The sequence below is a fragment of the Paenibacillus sp. FSL R7-0198 genome, assembly GCF_038000415.1.
Lineage (GTDB): Bacteria > Bacillota > Bacilli > Paenibacillales > Paenibacillaceae > Paenibacillus.
The window spans coordinates 3,946,089-3,963,822 of record NZ_JBBOCB010000001.1 but is presented as its reverse complement, the minus strand read 5'-3'; the positions used below and the strand labels follow the sequence as shown (position 1 = coordinate 3,963,822).

Here is a 17,734-nt window from a genome sequence, read left to right as displayed (position 1 = left end):
TATGGACTTCTGGGGTAACCCTTCTTGCATCATTCTCTCCTGGCTCCAGAATCATCGTCACTTGCAGCTCCTTCCCGGCTTACACCAGTGGATTATCGCTACTTGACTCCTCTGTTACAGTGGCGAGACCGCGCCGGTATCACACCGGACTTCCCTATTAAGCTTCCACCCTGACGGGCAAAGCACCAAGTTCCACATATTCAATTACACTTCTGTATCAGAATAGCGGGACGACGATTAATGCTCAAAACTTTCTTTTAAATTTGAAGCAATAGGTGCATCTAATCTCGATTTCTCGAACCCTTTGGAGACACACCCGTCACTCGCTTGAACATCTTGGAAAACAGTAATGGGTCTGTATAGCCAACCGAATGTGCCACTTCACTGACCGACAGCCCTGGATTCTGAAGAAGTTCGGCAGCCCGATTCATACGGTACTCCAGAAAAAAGGACTGTAGCGACATGCCATATCGCTCTTTGAACAATCCCGATAGATACGTGCGATCCAGCCCCACAGCTTGGGCAATATCCAGAATGGAAGTTCGCTGGCTGTACCTGTTCTCCATAAACTGCACCGCCTGCCGGATGTACGTCTCTTTGTTCGAAAGGAGTTGCCCTATTTCTTCCTTCACAGGCGAAGAAGAGATTAATTCTGCCACCAAGCGATACAAGAGACTCTGATTCATCACATCGCCTCCTGGACGCGTAGAAGCCTGGACCAACTCCGTATACAACTGTTCCATCGTATTTGTATCCTGGGCATCATATATCGGACGCTCCGGGCTTAATTGGGCACGTTGCATGAATGCTTTGGCTTGTACGCCTTTAAAACCAAACCACGAATACGTCCAGGGCTCCTGCGGATCTGCCTCATAATGAATAAGTGTGTCCGGGAGAATGACAAAACCCTGTCCCTCGCTAAGTTTGTATTCCTGATCCCCCATGTACACGGTGCCCCGTCCTTCATGGATGTAGTGCACAATGTAAGAATCACGTACACCCGGTCCCCAATAATGCGCAGGGTCACATGCCTCCCACCCAAAAAACAACAACATCAGCTCCATCTGTGTCCAGCCTGCGGGAACCACATTCATCTCAATGCGACTCATTTTTCGCCCTCCATCCTGACTTCGTTCCGCTTACCTCTTCATTTAGTCCATTTATATTATAACAGCTAAAGTGCTTCCATATTAGTTGAAAGCGGGAACAAAAATGGGATTATGACATGTTTGAAAGGGGTTGAGCCATAGTTATATGTGCCGAATCGGCCTATAGTTGGGGTACAACATTTTTCAGGGAGGCTGAACTTAAGATGAACAAAATTACTTTTCTCGGTGCAGGCAGCACCGTCTTTGTTAAAAATGTATTGGGTGATGTCATGATGACCGAAGCACTGCAGGATTTTGAATTGGCATTGTTTGATATCGATGCTGAACGTTTGAGCGATTCAGAGCGTTTGCTGACCAGTCTGGCCCGTTCACTCGGAAGTCGTTGCGTCGTGAAAGTATATCATGACCGCAAAGAAGCGCTGCGCGGGGCCAAATATGTCATCAACGCCATCCAGGTCGGTGGATATGATCCATGTACCATTACGGACTTCGAAATTCCGAAGAAATACGGATTGCGTCAAACAATTGCAGATACACTCGGTATTGGCGGAATTTTCCGTAATCTGCGTACGATTCCGGTTATGCTGGATTTCGCCCGAGATATGCAGGAAGTATGTCCGGATGCGTGGTTCCTGAACTACACTAACCCGATGGCTGTGCTTACCAACGTCATGAACGTACATGGTGGGATCAAAACCGTAGGATTGTGTCATAGTGTACAGGTATGTGTACCACATCTGTTTGATGCACTGGGGATCGATCAGACAGGTGTTGTGGCGAAGATTGCAGGGATCAACCACATGGCGTGGCTGCTCGAAGTTACCAAAGACGGGCAGGATCTGTACCCCGAGATTAAACGTTTGGCGAAAGAAAAACAGAAAGAACAGCATGACGACATGGTTCGTTTTGAGTTGATGCAGCGTTTTGGCTATTATGTGACGGAATCCTCAGAACACAATGCCGAGTACCACCCTTACTTCATCAAGCGGAATTACCCGGAGCTGATTGAACGCTTCAACATTCCATTGGATGAGTATCCACGCCGCTGTGTGAACCAGATTGAGGGCTGGAAAGAAATGCGTACCAAGCTGTTTGCCAGCGAAAATATTGAACATACCCGCAGCCGTGAATACGCATCGCATATTATCGAAGCGATGGAGACAAATAACCCGTACAAGATTGGCGGCAACGTCATGAACAACGGACTGATTACGAACCTGCCGCGTGAAGCATGTGTCGAGGTCCCTTGTTTGGTGGATGGATCAGGAATCAGCCCTACGTATATTGGGGATCTGCCTCCACAACTCGCGGCATTGAACCGGACAAACATCAACACGCAACTGCTGACGATTGAAGCAGCAATCACCGGCAAAAAAGAACATATCTATCATGCTGCCATGCTTGATCCACACACGGCTGCCGAACTGTCTATTGATGACATCGTAGCGATGTGTGATGAGTTGATTGAGGCTCACGGCGACTGGTTGCCAAAATACACGTCATAATATAAAAGCACCGTTTCCTTTGCAGCTAAAGGGGACGGTGTTTTGTTCTTTCCATATGCTCACCCGCTGAATGGTGCATCACATCATTGTTACGAAATGTCCCGCTCTCTTAAACGTTACTCGGCAGGGAGCAAAAAGCGATAACCAATGCCAGGCTCCGTCTGAATGTACCGCGGATTCGTTGGATCTTCATTTAATTTTTTACGCAGATGTCCCACATATACCCGAAGATAATGGCTGTCGGACTCATGATGATGCCCTCCCCATACTTGCTGCAAAAGCTGACGCTGGGTGATGATTTTCCCTGCATTGGAGGCAAGCACCTTCAGCATCTCATATTCCGTTGGGGTTAATTTGACCAAAGCCCCCTCCAGTTCGACCTGCCTTTGGGCCAGATCAATCGTGAGTGATCCAAAGCGCAGTATTGGCTCATCCGTTGTTTTGGCTACATGACGCAGTGCCACCCGAATACGGGCAACCAACTCACCCATTCCGAATGGTTTGGTCACATAATCATCTGCACCAGCATCCAACGCGGCAATTTTGTCTCCCTCCTGATCCTTCGCTGTCAGCACAATAATTGGCACTTGTGACCATTCGCGAATCCGGCGAAGTACCTCCATGCCAGACATGCCCGGCAGACCAAGATCAAGGATGATCAGATCCGGATGTACAATACTGGCCTGAATAACGCCCTCTTCGCCATCCCCACACTCGTGGAGTTCGAATTGGTGTGCCTGAAGGGTGACCTTGAGCAATTTGCGAATCTGCGGCTCATCATCGATCACCAGTATGCGAGCCCCTAGTGGTGCGTTCATGTTATTCTTCAACCTCTCCTTGTTCTGAATAGGGAAACTGTGATCCGTGAGCCTCCATGGGGATATCTATGCGCATTCTCGTCCCCCCGCCCGGATTCGGCTCTGCCACAATGGTACCTCCGTGGACTTCAACAATGCCTTTGCAGATCGCCAGACCAAGCCCCGTTCCTGTGACATGCTGAGTCGACTCTGAGCGATAGAACTTATCAAATATACGCAATCTTTCCGCTTCCGGTATACCGATGCCTTGATCAGCTACCCAGATCGTCAATTGATCTGTACTCTTATCGCTTGCCACAGTGATGACAATCTGGCTCTCATCAGGCGAATATTTGAAGGCGTTGCTGACGATATTGACCAGCACCTGCTCCAGCAATACTTCATCTCCGTAGATAAAGGCAGGGTCATCAGGCAGGTCAACTTGAATGTTGCGATGCGGACTGAATCCCCGAACTTGTGTCAGTACAACGCTAATGATGTCTCCCACGTCACACCATTTCCGGTTCAGCTGCAACATGCCGCTCTCCAGCCGAACCATACCCAGCAGATTCGTTACGAGACGATTCATGCGCAAAGCTCCATCCCGAATGTTGCCTGTCAATTCTCTCCGATCCTTGGGTGTAAAAAGAGTATCATTCTCCAACAATCCCGTAGCCGAGCCGATAATGGCGGTTAGGGGAGTACGCAATTCATGGGAAACAGAGTCCAGCAGCGCTGTACGTATGCGTTCTGATTCAGCAGTGATCTGCGACAAACGGGCCTCTTCCGCCAGCTTCACTCGGGCAATAGCACCTGCGGCCAGCCCACCGCATGCCTCCAACAGACGAAGCTGTTCTTGCTGCTCATGAACTTCGCCAGCGTCCATGCTCACGGCGAGTACGCCATGAATCTGCTCCTCTGTGCGTAGCGGTACGTATAGCCCGGGAGATTCCCGTAAAGTGGATGATCCCTTACCTGCGATCTGTCCGTGATGATACACCCATTTGGCAATGGCAATCTCCGACTCTCCATCTCCCCAGCCATCCTTTTCCCCTTCTGATGCGGATGCAGAAGAGCTTGTAACCAGAAGATCCCCCTGTCTATCCGGAAGATACACAGCCGCCGGCTTACCCAGGGTAAGCGATACTTGGGTTGCAATGTTAACCAGTAACGTATTCAGATCCGTAATGGCTGTCATCTGACGACTCAATGCGTACAGGGAGTTCGTCGTGGCCTCGCGTGCTTTTACCATCTCCAGTTGTTGTCGCAACCGACCTGCAAGACTCGCTGTCAGGATCGCCACCGCAAGATACACGACAAAGGAAATGAGATACCTCAAGTCTTCAACCGTAAAGCTCAAATACGGCGGTACAAAAAAGAAGTCAAACATAATGACACTAAAACTCGCGGCATATACAGCTGGTCCCATTCCCCAATACACAGCACTCACCAGAACGGGAAACAGGTATACAAGCGCTACGTTAACCAGATCACCGCTCATGCCGATGGCATGAAGCAGCAAAGTTAGCAGCGTCACCCCAAGGGTCACCCATACATATGCCGGAATCCGTTTCCCACGGGATGGCAGTGTTTCTTTTTTTATTCGTTCAGACAATATCCATTCACATCCCGCTCAGTTCATAATCGTAATCTGCAACGATCAATACATCCAGATGCCGCGACAAGCGTACAAGTCGGTTGACCACCGAACCTGAGCCGCGGTAGCCATTCAGCCACCACACCCGTCTTGCCTGCCCGACTACCAACTGGGTTGCTCTCGCCTCCGATGCCTTTCTTGCCAAAATCTCAGGTACATCGCTCAGCCTTGGACTGTGATGAATGTGAAATTGACCACCAAGCCGAATCGTCAGCTGCTCCAACGCTTCCAGATGGCACTTCACTTCGTCACTCATGGACTCACCGATGTGGATATGGTGTACATGCCAGATGGCTTTTAGACGATAAGCCATGCGGAATCCGCGCCGGATCAGCCGCTCGGCATGACGATCACTGCTTACACATACAAAGACGGCTTCCTGTCTGCGCCAAGGTCCCCGAAGTGCAATTTTGGCCTGCTGTGCTTCAAGCCGTTCATCGACATCGTCCGCCAGCTCGCGCAGAGCAAGTTCTCGCAGGGCAATCAGATTACCGATTTTGAAGAAATTCGCAAGGGCTTGCTCGACCTTGGCAGTTGCATAGATTTTACCCTCCCTCATGCGCTGCCGCAAGGCCTGGGGTGCCACATCAATCAACTGCACCTCATCCGCCATCTGAATGATCCGATCGGGTACGGTCTCGCGGACACGAACACCGGTAATATGTTCAACGGCATCATTCAGACTTTCGAGATGCTGTACATTCATTGTGGTAATCACCGAGATGCCTGCATTCAGCAGGAGCAGGACATCTTCATAACGCTTTTGCCGGACACTTCCAGGTACATTCGTATGCGCCAGTTCATCCACAAGCACCACTTCCGGACAAAGACGCAGAATACCCTCGGTGTCCATCTCTTCCAGCCGAGCCTCCTGATACACTCGCTGCACACGAGGGATCACAGATAAGTGACCCATCTGTTCCACGGTTTCCGCCCGCCCATGTGTCTCCAGCAAGCCGATTTGCACATCGATGCCCTTACGGAGCAAATCATTACCTTCCCGCAGCATCATGTAGGTTTTGCCTACACCTGGTGCGGCTCCGATATATATTTTGAATGTGCCGCGCTGAATCTGGCCAATCTGTTCCTTCATTTCCTGCTCGCTTAGTCTGCGGTATGTCAGTGACTCCACCTCGTTTACCTTGGCCGGAACTACACGTTCACCCTCCCTGGCCGCTCGATCAGCAACCAGAAAGAGATCCACACCACGTAATCTGCGTAGCAGCGAGTTAACAACGGACCCTTGCCACAATTCCTGCCAGCGCGTACGCCGGGAGTGCCCCATCACAATCCGGGTAATCTGGTGCTCCATGGCATAACGCGCCAGTGTAGACGGGATGTTGCGACGGTGTAATATAGACAGCTCCTCCATATGGCCACCAAACTTCTCCACCAGCTTAACCATATTCCGCCGAAATACGGTTGCCTCTTTGGTTAATGGCTGCTTCATATTCCGAAAAACCACAGCGCACAGATCACCATTCAACCGTTTGGCAATCTGTTGTCCACGCCGGATATAGATGGAGCCGTTCCAATGATATTGCGTGGACACCAGAATCCGTTCCATGATGCCTGTTGTGAGGGTAATTCCCATCTCCTCCCGATGCTCGCGCAGGGATTCATTCACCCCTTCTGCAACCAATCTCAGGGCCAGTTCGCGCAGAATACCCAGATTGCCTTGACGAAATACAGCTTCTCCCTCATGCCCCTTCAGGTGACCTTCTGCCAGACGGCTCAGTATGGTTTCCGGCGTGACGTCAATCAGCTTGACTTCATCCGCAAGTTCCAGTGTATCCGCAGGTACCGTATGTTCTACTGTGATACCCGTAAGTTGCCGCGCCAGCTCGGTATACCCTTCCAGTTCATACACATTCACCGTTGTCATGACACTGATGTTGTTTCGGAGCAAAAACTGAATGTCTTCCAGCCGGGTAGCATACCGGGCGCCTTCTCTGTTGCGATGTGCCAAACCATCCACCAGCACAACCTCCGGATTACGCACCATCAGTGCATCCAGGTTCAGATCCTTCATCTCTACATCATCACTCTGGCGCAACCAGTGAATGCTTGGTATCCGTTCAAGTGCGCCAAGCTGTTCCACCGTTTCCGGTCTGCGCATTGTGGAGACGGCGCAGATGACCACATCAATGCCCTGCTCACGCAACGTATTCCCTTCTCGTAACATGTGATACGTTTTGCCCGATCCGCTGACTGGGCCGATGTAGATTTTGAGGGTACCCTGCTGCAGCTTCGTAATCATCTTCAGCATCTCTTCCGGTGACTTGCGCTTGAAGCTGTCTTCCATCCGTCCCTCTCCCCCTTTCCTTTAAAAATAGGATGAAACAAATAGAGAAAGCCCCTCCCGATATATCGTGAGCAGGCTAATATGTTTGTTAGTTCATTTCTGCTGTCAGCGCCAGATTCAGAGCCGTTACATTTACACGCGGTTCCCCGAATATACCCATCTGACGACCTTCCGTATGCTCATTTACAAGTTGCACAAGCTGCTGTTCACTAAGCCCCGTAGCTTCGCTAATGCGTGGGATCTGTGCCTCAGCGGCTTCGGGAGAGAGATCCGGGTCAAGTCCAGAGCCTGAACCCGTCACGAGATCAGCAGGGATCTGCTTCAATCCCGGATTTTCCTGCTGGAGCTGGGCCATCTTTTCCTTCATCTCGCCGATATATTCCTCCGAAGCTACGGCGCGATTTGAACCAGCTGAAGCCGTTGGGTCATAACCGGCACTCGATGCCCGGGGCTGGAACAGCCCCGGCGATTGGAAATCCTGCGCCAGCAGGGACGAGCCGATGATTTTCTCATCTTGCGTAATCAGACTGCCGTTCGCCTGCGCAGGAAAGAGAAGTTGGGCTACACCAGTCGTTACAAGCGGGTAGATTAGCCCGCATATCAACATAAGCACAACAGATAGCCTTATGGCGGGTAAGAACATGTTCATACAGATCACTTCCTGAATTCATTAGGATAAAAGAACAATTTTGATAAGCGTTGTTATCTCGTTAAAGAATCCCCGACAGTACCATGTCAATCAGCTTAATTCCGATAAAAGGTACAATCACACCACCTACGCCATAGATGAACACATTGCGGCCAAGTAATCGTTCGGCTGACATCGCCCGATACTTAACCCCTTTCATCGCGATGGGAATAAGCAACGGAATAATAATGGCATTGAAGATCAGCGCCGACAGGATCGCAGACTGCGGTGAAGCCAGATTCATAATATTCAGCGCCTGAAGCTGCGGCATGGCGAGAATAAACATGGCTGGGATGATGGCAAAATATTTCGCGATATCATTGGATATCGAAAAGGTTGTGAGTGCGCCGCGTGTAATCAACAGCTGCTTGCCAATGGAGACTACCGACAATAACTTGGTCGGGTCCGAATCCAAGTCAATCATGTTGGCCGCTTCTTTGGCCGCCATGGTGCCCGAATTCATCGCCAGGCCCACATCAGCCTGCGCCAGAGCAGGAGCATCGTTGGTACCGTCGCCTGTCATGGCGACGAGTTTACCCTCCTGCTGCTCTTTTTTGATTGCAGCAATCTTGTCCTCGGGCTTCGCTTCAGCAATAAAATCATCCACGCCCGCTTCCAGCGCTATGGTCGCTGCGGTTAACGGATTGTCACCTGTACACATAATGGTCTTGATACCCATGGCGCGCATCTCGGCGAACTTCTCTTTTAGCCCTGGCTTCACAGTGTCTTTCAGATAGATCACACCGTAGATTCGTTCATCGATGGCCACAGCAAGCGGCGTGCCTCCAGCCTTCGCAATTCGATTTGCAATCTCATCCAGATCACCAGGTATACGGCCTCCTTCGGAAGCAATATATCTTTTGATCGCATCCACCGCACCTTTGCGGATTTTCATTCCGCTGCTCAGATTCAGACCGGACATCCGTGTCTCTGCCGTGAATTCCACATTTTCCGCATTAGCATACTCTGTCTCAGACCAACTCTGACCTTGTTTACCTGCCAGTTCCACAACAGAACGTCCTTCTGGGGTCTCATCTCGCACAGAAGCCTGTAAAGCAGCTTGCGTCATTTCTGACGAAGTAATGCCCTGAACGGGAATAAACTCAGATGCCATGCGATTTCCGTATGTGATCGTCCCCGTTTTGTCCAGAATCAATGTATCAATATCCCCGGCCGCTTCCACCGCTTTACCTGACATGGCGAGCACATTGAACTGCGTAACCCGGTCCATCCCGGCAATACCAATGGCAGACAGTAATCCACCAATTGTGGTGGGGATCAAGCAGACGAGGAGTGCGATCAATGTCGCCAGATCTAGTCGAATACCAAGGTAATTTGCCATTGGAACCATCGTGAGTATGACGATCAGAAAGATCAGAGTTAATACGGCGAGCAGGGTTGTCAGCGCGATTTCATTAGGTGTTTTCTGGCGCTGAGCACCCTCAACCAGAGAGATCATCCGGTCAAGGAATGACTCACCCGGATCCGTCTGAACACGCATGACGATGTAATCGGACACGACACGTGTCCCCCCGGTAACGGAAGAGAAATCGCCTCCTGCCTCCTTGATAACCGGGGCGGATTCTCCCGTAATGGCCGATTCATCAATGGAGGCCAAGCCTTCCACAATCTCACCGTCCGTCGGGATCAGTTCACCGACTTCCACACGGACCATATCGCCTTTTTTCAACTGGGTCGAAGACACTTGCCGGATTGTTCCATCCTTCTGCACCAGATTGGCCATGGTGTCCGACTTCGTCTTGCGTAACGTATCCGCCTGGGCCTTGCCTCTCCCTTCTGCAAGTGCCTCCGCGAAGTTAGCGAACAGCAGCGTGAACAGCAAAATGAAAAATACGGCAATGTTGTACCCGCGCCCAGCTTCCGATGCGGTGAAAAGATCTGGATTGATGCTCAATAAGAGCGTAATGAATGTGCCAATCTCAACAATAAACATAACCGGATTTTTGATCATGACCACCGGATTTAGTTTCTTGAACGCATCCAGTGAAGCCTGAAGTATCATATCCTTGCTTAACGAACGTTTTGATCCGGGATCACGTTGAATATTACCGCGGTTGTTATCCGGCTCATTACCCTTCGTTCTAAACATTTCTGTATCCATGTGTTGCATCGTCTGCTCCTTCTTTCGTTCGACTGCATTCATCGTGCACTGCCACCTCCATACGTTACGTCCTTACACCAATTCCTCTGTAGTACCCCTGTCATTTCCCTCATTGAATCATGGCCAAGTGTTCTGCGATCGGTCCAAGGGCAAGCGACGGGAAGAATGTGAGTGCGCCGACAACAACGATCATCATGACCAGAATGCCAGCAAAGAGAGGTGTGTGTGTCCGCAATGTTCCCGTGGTTACCGGTACAACCCGTTTTGTAGCGAGTGAACCCGCAATAGCCAGCATGGCGATCATCGAAACGTACCTTCCCAGCAGCATAACGATACCAATGGCGATGTTGTAAAAATCTGTATTGGCATTCAGTCCGGCAAAGGCCGATCCATTATTGGCTGCACCCGAGGCAAAAGCATAGAGAACTTCGGTCAGGCCATGCATGCCCCTGTTTGAGATGGACGCAATGGCTTCAGGCCGCATAAGCGCGAGTGCCGTTGGCGCCAGAATAATCAAAGGATGAATGAGCAAGGCGATGGATGCGAGCTTCACTTCTTTGCCCTCGATTTTTTTGCCCAGAAACTCAGGTGTTCGTCCCACCATCAAGCCACAGATAAACACAGCCAGAATCACATACAACAGTCCGTTGATCAGCCCTACCCCTTTGCCACCAAACACGTTATTAAGCATCATCTGAGCCAGTGATACCATGCCTCCAAGTGGAGTGAGCGACTCATGCATATTGTTGACCGAACCTGTAGTAGCCGCTGTCGTGACTGCCGTGAATAAAGCCGATTCGGGTATGCCAAACCTGACCTCTTTCCCCTCCATATTGCCATGCAGACCTGCTGCATCCAACGCGGGTACACCGCGATATTCGGAGACAAATACGGTGGTCAACATCACAAGGAAAAGAAAACTCATCGCTGCGAACAATGCCCAACCCTGCTTCCGGTTATTGACCATCAAGCCGAAGGCGTATACCAGTGCAGTCGGTAACAGCATCATACAGACGATATGCACCAGATTGCTCAGGGCCGTCGGATTCTCAAATGGATGTGCAGCATTGGTTCCAAACCAGCCACCACCGTTGGTGCCAATGTGTTTGATCGATTCCAGTGAGGCGACCAGTCCACGTGAGATGGTCTGCTGCGCACCTTCCAGCGTGGTTGCGTTCACCGCTCCCGCGAGCGTCTGGGGCACACCCTGGAACACGAGGAACAGGGCCACGATGAAACTCAGCGGTAAAAAAATTCTCGTAATCGACCGTACAAGGTCGACGTAAAAGTTCCCCAGTTCATCCCGGCGGCCTACCAGCCCGCGAATAAACGCAATGGCCACTGCAAATCCCGTCGCTGCCGACGTAAACATCGGGAACGTCACTGCCAGCATCTGTGACAGGTACGACAGGGCGTTCTCGCCCGTATACGACTGCCAGTTCGTGTTGGTCATGAACGAAACGGCCGTATTAAATGCCTGCGCCACTGGCATATTGCCGATGCCATCCGGATTGAGTGGTAAATATTTTTGCAGTCGCAGCACCAGAAACATCAATACCAACATTACAAAGTTGGAGAGGAGAACGGCCGTGAGGTACTTTTTCCACCCCATGGATTCGTTCTCGCGTACTCCCATCAATCGAAAGAGCAGTCGCTCCGGCCCACCAAAAATCCGATCCAGCCCCGTTCGCTGTCCATCGAACACGTTCACTATATATTTTCCCACCGGTTTCACCAGCAGCAGGATGATTAGTAGCGTCACCGCTACTTGCACTACACCGATACCCATATCCGCATTTCCTCCCTATTCGACGTTCCCTTGTTCCGCATTACGTACATCGTCAGCATCAGAATTTTTCTGGCTTCACCAGCACATAACCGAGATAAATCACCAGTGCGAGTACAATCATGCCGATGACAATCATTCCGCTCCCCCTCTCTGCCCTCAAGCCTTTTCGCAGAATTTCAAGAATCCCCAAAACACCGCAAACAGCAGCACAACCAATCCAATCATCGTGGCATCATTCACCATGCGCCCTTCCTCCCTCTCTCTACCGTTCTCTGCACCTGCTACATGTAAAATCGTAATATGAAACGCTGTAAAAAAGGGGTAAAGAAATGCCTCCACAGGTGTAAAAAAAGCGTAAAAAAGACCCAATCTCCTCAGCTCTGGGCTGAAAAGAACGGGTCTATAAGGTGTACTATTTATCCAAATGGATTCTGTGCCCACTGCAATAATCTTTTCTTCGTGATTTTGCCATGGGAGGTATGTTTGACAACTTGCCCCTGATCGAGCAGAAGCACCTGTGGTGACTCATGATGAACCTCTGTCTCTTCCGCAATGTAGCGGGATAACGAGCGATTTTCAATCACTTTAACAATGTGGTAATCCATGGGTTGTTTGGGATCTGATGCATTGGTGCCCACAAAAGCTATAAACTCTCTGTACGCTCTTGCACTGATTGGACACGTCGTGCTGTGTTTCAGAATAAGCACCGGATGATCCTGCGAGCGATGAAGCGCGTCTTCCCAGTCACCAAGTTTATGCAATTCACGGACATGTTCGCTGAGCATATGTTCCGAGTCTGACCCTGCACGTTTGCTAACCACCGAACCAATCACAATGCCAAGCGCCAAGCCAAAAGCAATCCCGAGTCCAAGCTGCTGTGTAGCTGTACCAATACTGACTCCCATGGCAACACCTATAGCAAGCCATACGGCTTGATGATTTACTTTTTTATCCATACGAATCTTCCCTTCCTGATATATGTATATCAAGGCTATATAAATTGAACTAACCATTTAAACGATAACGGAGAGGACAGAAAAAACCTGAGAAAGCGAAGCGTTCGCGTTTTATCACCGGATTTTTCTTTAGAAAAAGGGAATCGAGAAAATCTTGGGATAACAGCGGTTGGAAGGTTGTTCTGTCATCGTAGTGTCTGTGTAAATAATCTCTAGTTCAAAATTATAGAGTAACAACTTCTACCCTTATATTCTGATCAAATTATAGCACAGGCCTCTGTGAGCAGGCTTTGAGAATCTTCATCTCCGAATACAGATTTTAGCGTTTGGATTTATGCAAAATGCTCATTTGTGATACACTGGTTGTAATTTGGAAACGATGAACATGAAGAATGGATTGGAAGGGCGGAAATTCCATATGACATACGCGTTTATGATTGAACCGCAGGATTTTATTGCGCTGGATAACGAAGATGAACTGATTGAGAAATGTCAGGAGTGGGGCTTGCTTTCGGGTAAAGCAACCAAACTCAAAACGTTCTATTATAAAGGAAACGGATTAAACATGCCGTGCACCATCATTGGATATGTGGATCACATGGCAGCCGTTATTCAACTGGATAATGGACAAAAGCATTGTATTCACCCGTCGTATCTGAAAGAAATGCAAGCGTCCAGCTACAATGCCAGAAGTATAAGCACAGCCGGATCAGATCAAAGCACAGAATCGACAACTTCGGATACAGTCGTACCAGTTACCCCTGCTGAACTTACGCAAACTCCAGATGCCCTGGTTAACCCGGATGAAATGCCGGTGAATTTGGATGATTCGGACGAGACGGACACAGATGAATTCTCCTCGGGGCTGAAGGGTGATCCGGATGGGTTAGTAGAAGAGTATGTTGGACCTCAGTCTGGGGCAGCCAGTGAAGCCAAACCCAAAGCCAAAACAGCGAGCAAAGCCAAGACCGTTAAGATTGATCTGCCCGAAGGTAAAGTGAAGATGAGTGCCGTTGTCAAAGAATTCACCACCGTACCGAATCACTTCTCGGACAATGACGATGAAGTCATCATCTATGAAGCAGTTACCATTACAGAGCCAGACGTCATCGATGTTGGGGAAGCCTGGTCGAGCCACAGTGCTACCGTTAAGAAACAGGAGCTGGAAGTGGGAGATGTCATTACGTTTGAAGCAAAAATTATCAAGAAGAAGCTGACACGTAACCCGGTTCCTTATAAAATCAACAACCCTTCCAAGATTCAAAAGGAAGGCTAATCAAGGAAGATTAATCACGAGTCATTTCAAAAAAAGCAAAAAAACCTCCACAACTGCTCAAAGCAGATTGCGGAGGTTTTTGCCATTTGGAGTTTATATTAGTGAAGAGTACACTCTTAAGCTTGTCCCGGCGTGGCACTGATCTGAAACTGTACGCCAAACTTGTCGACAACCGAGCCGTAGGCTGGACTCCAGAACGTTTCTTGTATCGGCATTTTCACTTCGCCACCGTCTTGCAACTGGTTGAAAATCGCTTTGGCTTCATCCGCCGTATCCGTGTTCACCGTAACCGTAACATGATTACCTACAATGTACGGCATACCTGGAAACGTGTCGGACAACATTAATACCGAGCTACCAATCTGCAAAGAAGCATGCATAATACGGTCTTTTGCTTCTGGCGGGATGGGGTGATTCGGGTCAGATGGACCGTCGCCAAATGTTTGAAGCGCGAGAACTTCGGCTCCAAATGCCTTTTGATAAAAATCTACCGCTTCACGTCCATTACCGTCTGTTACCAGATACACATTCAAGCTGATCGACATGCGTTCTTCATCTCCTTGGGCTCTTGTAATTATACGATTCACGCCACTTGCGACATGAGTATATATGAACAGGTTGTCCTTTGACAAGCGTATATTTCTGCACTCATCTCTGCGGACCTTTACACGATTAGGGTTACCAACATATTCTTAATCCATCCCTCTCTCCACTACTTCTTACGCTTGCGTATATAGTAGAGAGTCGTGATCAGAACACCCGGAACCAGTGCTGCAAAACTGGCATAGATCAGACACCATTTCAACAGGGTACATATCGGAGTGAGTTCAGCAAGCACAGGCGTACGTTCAGGATAACGATACATGATCAGGGACGCACCTATATTTTCAAGCATGTCCATAGCCCAACCTAAGACCGGAATCAGATTCACCCAACGCCAGCAACTCTTTACCGGAAGCACGCGATAGAGTATCGATAACAGAACAACCAAGAGGAACAGATAGGCCAAGGGCCATATGAGGTCAAATGTGAATCGTGCCTGAATATAGGCGCTCCGCCCTGCTTCACCATACTGCTCAGCCATCTGATAAAGATCATTTGCAGTGTACAGAAAAGAGGAATCCGGGGACTGCCCACCACCTGTGGCCTCCTCCGACTTTGCCGCCTGCCAGGGCAGAATGAATGCAATAAAACAAGCAAATACAACAACCGCAGCTGCAACCCATTTCCAATTCACCCGCTGATAGAACCAATTTGACACTTTTTTCAGCACGTTCTGTCCCCTTTCCGATAAAAAAAAGACCACTCTCCCGAATCCTGTCGGTAAAATGGTTGTGTTCAATCCTATGAAGTTATCGAGCTTGAACGATGTTATCTATTTCACTTTTCAATAAGAGGTATCGGTGAACACTTCTCATGATCGGGACCTTCGTTAGTTTGTTCTTGTCCACGTACAGTTTCATCTGGTCTTTGGTCAAACCAAGCAAACTTCCAGCTTCCGATACCGTCAATACTACCTCTGGGTTCGTAGCATTAAACGTCCTCTTTACTTTCTGATTCCAGTCCTCGAATACCTGCATAGATCAGTGACATCTCCTATCCATAGCCAGTTATTATCAGGCTGAATATATCCAGTATACCACACTTGTGCTGCTCGTAACTTAATCGTTGCGCAGAACCATATTCTGATAGACTTTTTCAGTTGCTGTAACATGAGAAAAAAAGCCACGTCTGAACGTGGCCCTTGATGATCTCTCTATGATATTTGTCACGCCTCTTCCCAGAAGCGGCGCAGGTTGTCCATGGCGATTTTGGATGCGGATTTGCATTCCTCCATGCCTTCGAACTCCACCGTAATGTTGCCATCATAGCCGGAGTCTTTGATCAACTTTACAATTTTGCGGATCGGAATATCCCCTTGCCCAACGATGGCACCTCGCAGGAAGTTGCCGTTGGCTGTTGTGAACCATTCACCCTCACCCGGATGCTCATCATAAGGACGGAAGTAGAAGTCTTTGAAGTGGACCAGAGAAGCGTAAGGCAGGTTTTTCATGACACCGATGATCGGGTTCTCATCCACGCACATGAAGTTGCCAATATCGAGTGTTGTTCTGAAGTTCGGACGATCCACAGCATGCAGTACACGCTGCACCCGATCACTCGCCTGCACGCTGAAGCCGTGATTCTCAATGGTTGTGGTGATACCAAACTGCGCAGCATAGTCCGCAATGATCTGGCTTCCCCGCACCATCAGAGGCAGATGCTCCTCGAACCAGGCAATGGTCATCTTCTCCTTCGGCAGGGTAAACGCCGTGACGTCATGACGCAGATGTTTTACACCCATCCGGTGTACGACATCCACATGTCTTTTGACCCGAGCCATCTCTTCTGCAAACGCTTCTTCCGTCTCCTGCACAAAATTTGCTGGCATCGAGTAGTTGGACAGTTCAATACCCACAGACGCTGCCCGCTCCCGAATCGCATCCGCCAGATCGTGATTATCCTCTACAGTATAACCGTAAGGTACCATCTCCATATGCTCGCCGCCGTTCGCCGCAATCCAGTCGATCACATCCAGCACCGTCATCTCACCCGAATTCAAATCGTTCAACAAACTATACGTGCTCAGGCCCACTTTCATCTGCTCAGCTCCCTATCGATATTGTTGGATAAATTGAACGGCCTTGCGAATATCCTGCTCCGGCTGATGACCAACCTCACGTTCAATCGTCAGATAACCGGTGTAACCAATCTCCTGAAGCGCTGCAAAGTATCCGTCAAAGTCAACGCCACCCTCACCTAAAGGAACCTCGCGGAAAAATGTTCCTGAAGAGACCATCTCGGCAATCTTTTCGTGATCCATAGGGGCATAACCGACCGCTCCATATACGTCTCGTGGGTCAACTTCCTTCAGCCGCACACCATCCTTCACATGAGTATGTACGATGTAATCCTTGAGCAAATGAACGCCCCGTGCCGGATCATCTCCCGTCACCATCACCATATTCGCCGGGTCAAAATTCACCGATACTCCGTTGGTCGACAACGTATCCAGGAATCCTTTCAAGTCAGCAGCCGTTTCCGGTCCTGTCTCAATGGCAAAATATGCGCCAACACTCTTGGCGTATTGGCCCAGTTCCTCACAAGCAGCATGCAGCGTAGCATAAACTTCCGATGAAGGGTCGTGTGGAACAATACCGATATGTGTTGTGACGATGTTGGTGCCCAGATCGAGAGCCAGATCAACGATCCGCTTGGACTTCTCCACTTTCCACGGATTATCTTCCTTGACCTGAAACCCATGTCCACCCAGATCACCAACCAATGCTGAAATTTCAAGACCCAGAGAATCGATGTAACTCTTCAGCTCTTTGCGCGCCGCAGGCGACAAATTTTCGGGGTCCATCTCTCCCTTGACGGCGTAGATCTGCACACCTTCTGCACCTACGTCTTTGGCTTTGTTCAACCCATCCCGTACACCTACGCCAAAACTATCCACGATGACACCAATCTTATTCGTTAATTTCATG

16 protein-coding genes and 1 riboswitch are annotated in these 17,734 nt (G+C 49.4%); of the genes, 2 read left to right on the top strand and 14 right to left on the bottom strand.

Annotated features, from left to right (window positions below):
• Positions 1 to 35: 35 nt before the first annotated feature.
• Positions 36 to 153, bottom strand: a riboswitch (cobalamin riboswitch).
• 128 nt (positions 154 to 281) lie between these two features.
• Positions 282 to 1,109: an AraC family transcriptional regulator gene (locus MKY87_RS17125; protein ID WP_133387237.1), complete on the bottom strand. Its 828-nt coding sequence runs from the start codon at positions 1,107 to 1,109 to the stop codon at positions 282 to 284.
• 203 nt (positions 1,110 to 1,312) lie between these two features.
• Here MKY87_RS17125 and MKY87_RS17120 point away from each other — a divergent pair, with 203 nt between their 5' ends.
• Entirely contained in the window at positions 1,313 to 2,614 is a 1,302-nt protein-coding gene (locus tag MKY87_RS17120; protein WP_338590030.1) for an alpha-glucosidase/alpha-galactosidase, read from the top strand.
• Between the two features lie 116 nt (positions 2,615 to 2,730).
• Here the strand turns inward: MKY87_RS17120 and MKY87_RS17115 are convergent, their stop codons facing one another.
• The 8 genes from MKY87_RS17115 to ytxJ form a co-directional block, all read right to left on the bottom strand.
• Entirely contained in the window at positions 2,731 to 3,432 is a 702-nt protein-coding gene (locus MKY87_RS17115; protein WP_074093094.1) for a response regulator, read from the bottom strand.
• A 1-nt stretch (position 3,433) separates the two neighbouring features.
• Entirely contained in the window at positions 3,434 to 5,026 is a 1,593-nt protein-coding gene (locus MKY87_RS17110) for an ATP-binding protein (RefSeq protein WP_340965503.1), read from the bottom strand.
• Positions 5,027 to 5,033: 7 nt separating this feature from the next.
• On the bottom strand, positions 5,034 to 7,373 hold the full coding sequence (locus MKY87_RS17105; protein WP_340965501.1) for a histidine kinase: 2,340 nt from the start codon (positions 7,371 to 7,373) through the stop codon (positions 5,034 to 5,036).
• 88 nt (positions 7,374 to 7,461) lie between these two features.
• A complete protein-coding gene (kdpC, locus tag MKY87_RS17100) occupies positions 7,462 to 8,022 on the bottom strand; it encodes a potassium-transporting ATPase subunit KdpC (protein WP_340965499.1) in 561 nt (186 codons plus the stop codon).
• Positions 8,023 to 8,083: 61 nt separating this feature from the next.
• Positions 8,084 to 10,084, bottom strand: a complete 2,001-nt coding sequence (gene kdpB / locus MKY87_RS17095) for a potassium-transporting ATPase subunit KdpB (RefSeq protein WP_340967470.1) — start codon at positions 10,082 to 10,084, stop codon at positions 8,084 to 8,086.
• A 208-nt stretch (positions 10,085 to 10,292) separates the two neighbouring features.
• On the bottom strand, positions 10,293 to 11,972 hold the full coding sequence (kdpA, locus tag MKY87_RS17090; protein WP_445669423.1) for a potassium-transporting ATPase subunit KdpA: 1,680 nt from the start codon (positions 11,970 to 11,972) through the stop codon (positions 10,293 to 10,295).
• Positions 11,973 to 12,030: 58 nt separating this feature from the next.
• Positions 12,031 to 12,162 carry a potassium-transporting ATPase subunit F gene (locus MKY87_RS17085; RefSeq protein ID WP_340965498.1) on the bottom strand — a complete coding sequence of 44 codons (132 nt, stop codon included), beginning with the start codon at positions 12,160 to 12,162 and terminating at the stop codon, positions 12,031 to 12,033.
• A 226-nt stretch (positions 12,163 to 12,388) separates the two neighbouring features.
• Positions 12,389 to 12,928 (bottom strand): bacillithiol system redox-active protein YtxJ, encoded by a 540-nt coding sequence (ytxJ, locus tag MKY87_RS17080; protein WP_340965496.1) that lies wholly within the window; start codon positions 12,926 to 12,928, stop codon positions 12,389 to 12,391.
• Between the two features lie 418 nt (positions 12,929 to 13,346).
• Here ytxJ and MKY87_RS17075 point away from each other — a divergent pair, with 418 nt between their 5' ends.
• Positions 13,347 to 14,204: a hypothetical protein gene (locus tag MKY87_RS17075; protein ID WP_340965495.1), complete on the top strand. Its 858-nt coding sequence runs from the start codon at positions 13,347 to 13,349 to the stop codon at positions 14,202 to 14,204.
• A 116-nt stretch (positions 14,205 to 14,320) separates the two neighbouring features.
• Here the strand turns inward: MKY87_RS17075 and MKY87_RS17070 are convergent, their stop codons facing one another.
• The 5 genes from MKY87_RS17070 to MKY87_RS17050 form a co-directional block, all read right to left on the bottom strand.
• Entirely contained in the window at positions 14,321 to 14,749 is a 429-nt protein-coding gene (locus MKY87_RS17070) for a VOC family protein (RefSeq protein WP_340965494.1), read from the bottom strand.
• Positions 14,750 to 14,916: 167 nt separating this feature from the next.
• Positions 14,917 to 15,477, bottom strand: coding sequence for a hypothetical protein (locus tag MKY87_RS17065; RefSeq protein ID WP_340965493.1), 561 nt, complete (start codon positions 15,475 to 15,477; stop codon positions 14,917 to 14,919).
• Between the two features lie 79 nt (positions 15,478 to 15,556).
• Entirely contained in the window at positions 15,557 to 15,784 is a 228-nt protein-coding gene (locus MKY87_RS17060; protein ID WP_017691180.1) for a hypothetical protein, read from the bottom strand.
• 188 nt (positions 15,785 to 15,972) lie between these two features.
• Positions 15,973 to 16,845 carry a sugar phosphate isomerase/epimerase family protein gene (locus MKY87_RS17055; RefSeq protein WP_340965492.1) on the bottom strand — a complete coding sequence of 291 codons (873 nt, stop codon included), beginning with the start codon at positions 16,843 to 16,845 and terminating at the stop codon, positions 15,973 to 15,975.
• Between the two features lie 12 nt (positions 16,846 to 16,857).
• Positions 16,858 to 17,733 (bottom strand): sugar phosphate isomerase/epimerase family protein, encoded by an 876-nt coding sequence (locus tag MKY87_RS17050; RefSeq protein WP_338590008.1) that lies wholly within the window; start codon positions 17,731 to 17,733, stop codon positions 16,858 to 16,860.
• Position 17,734: the final 1 nt, after the last annotated feature.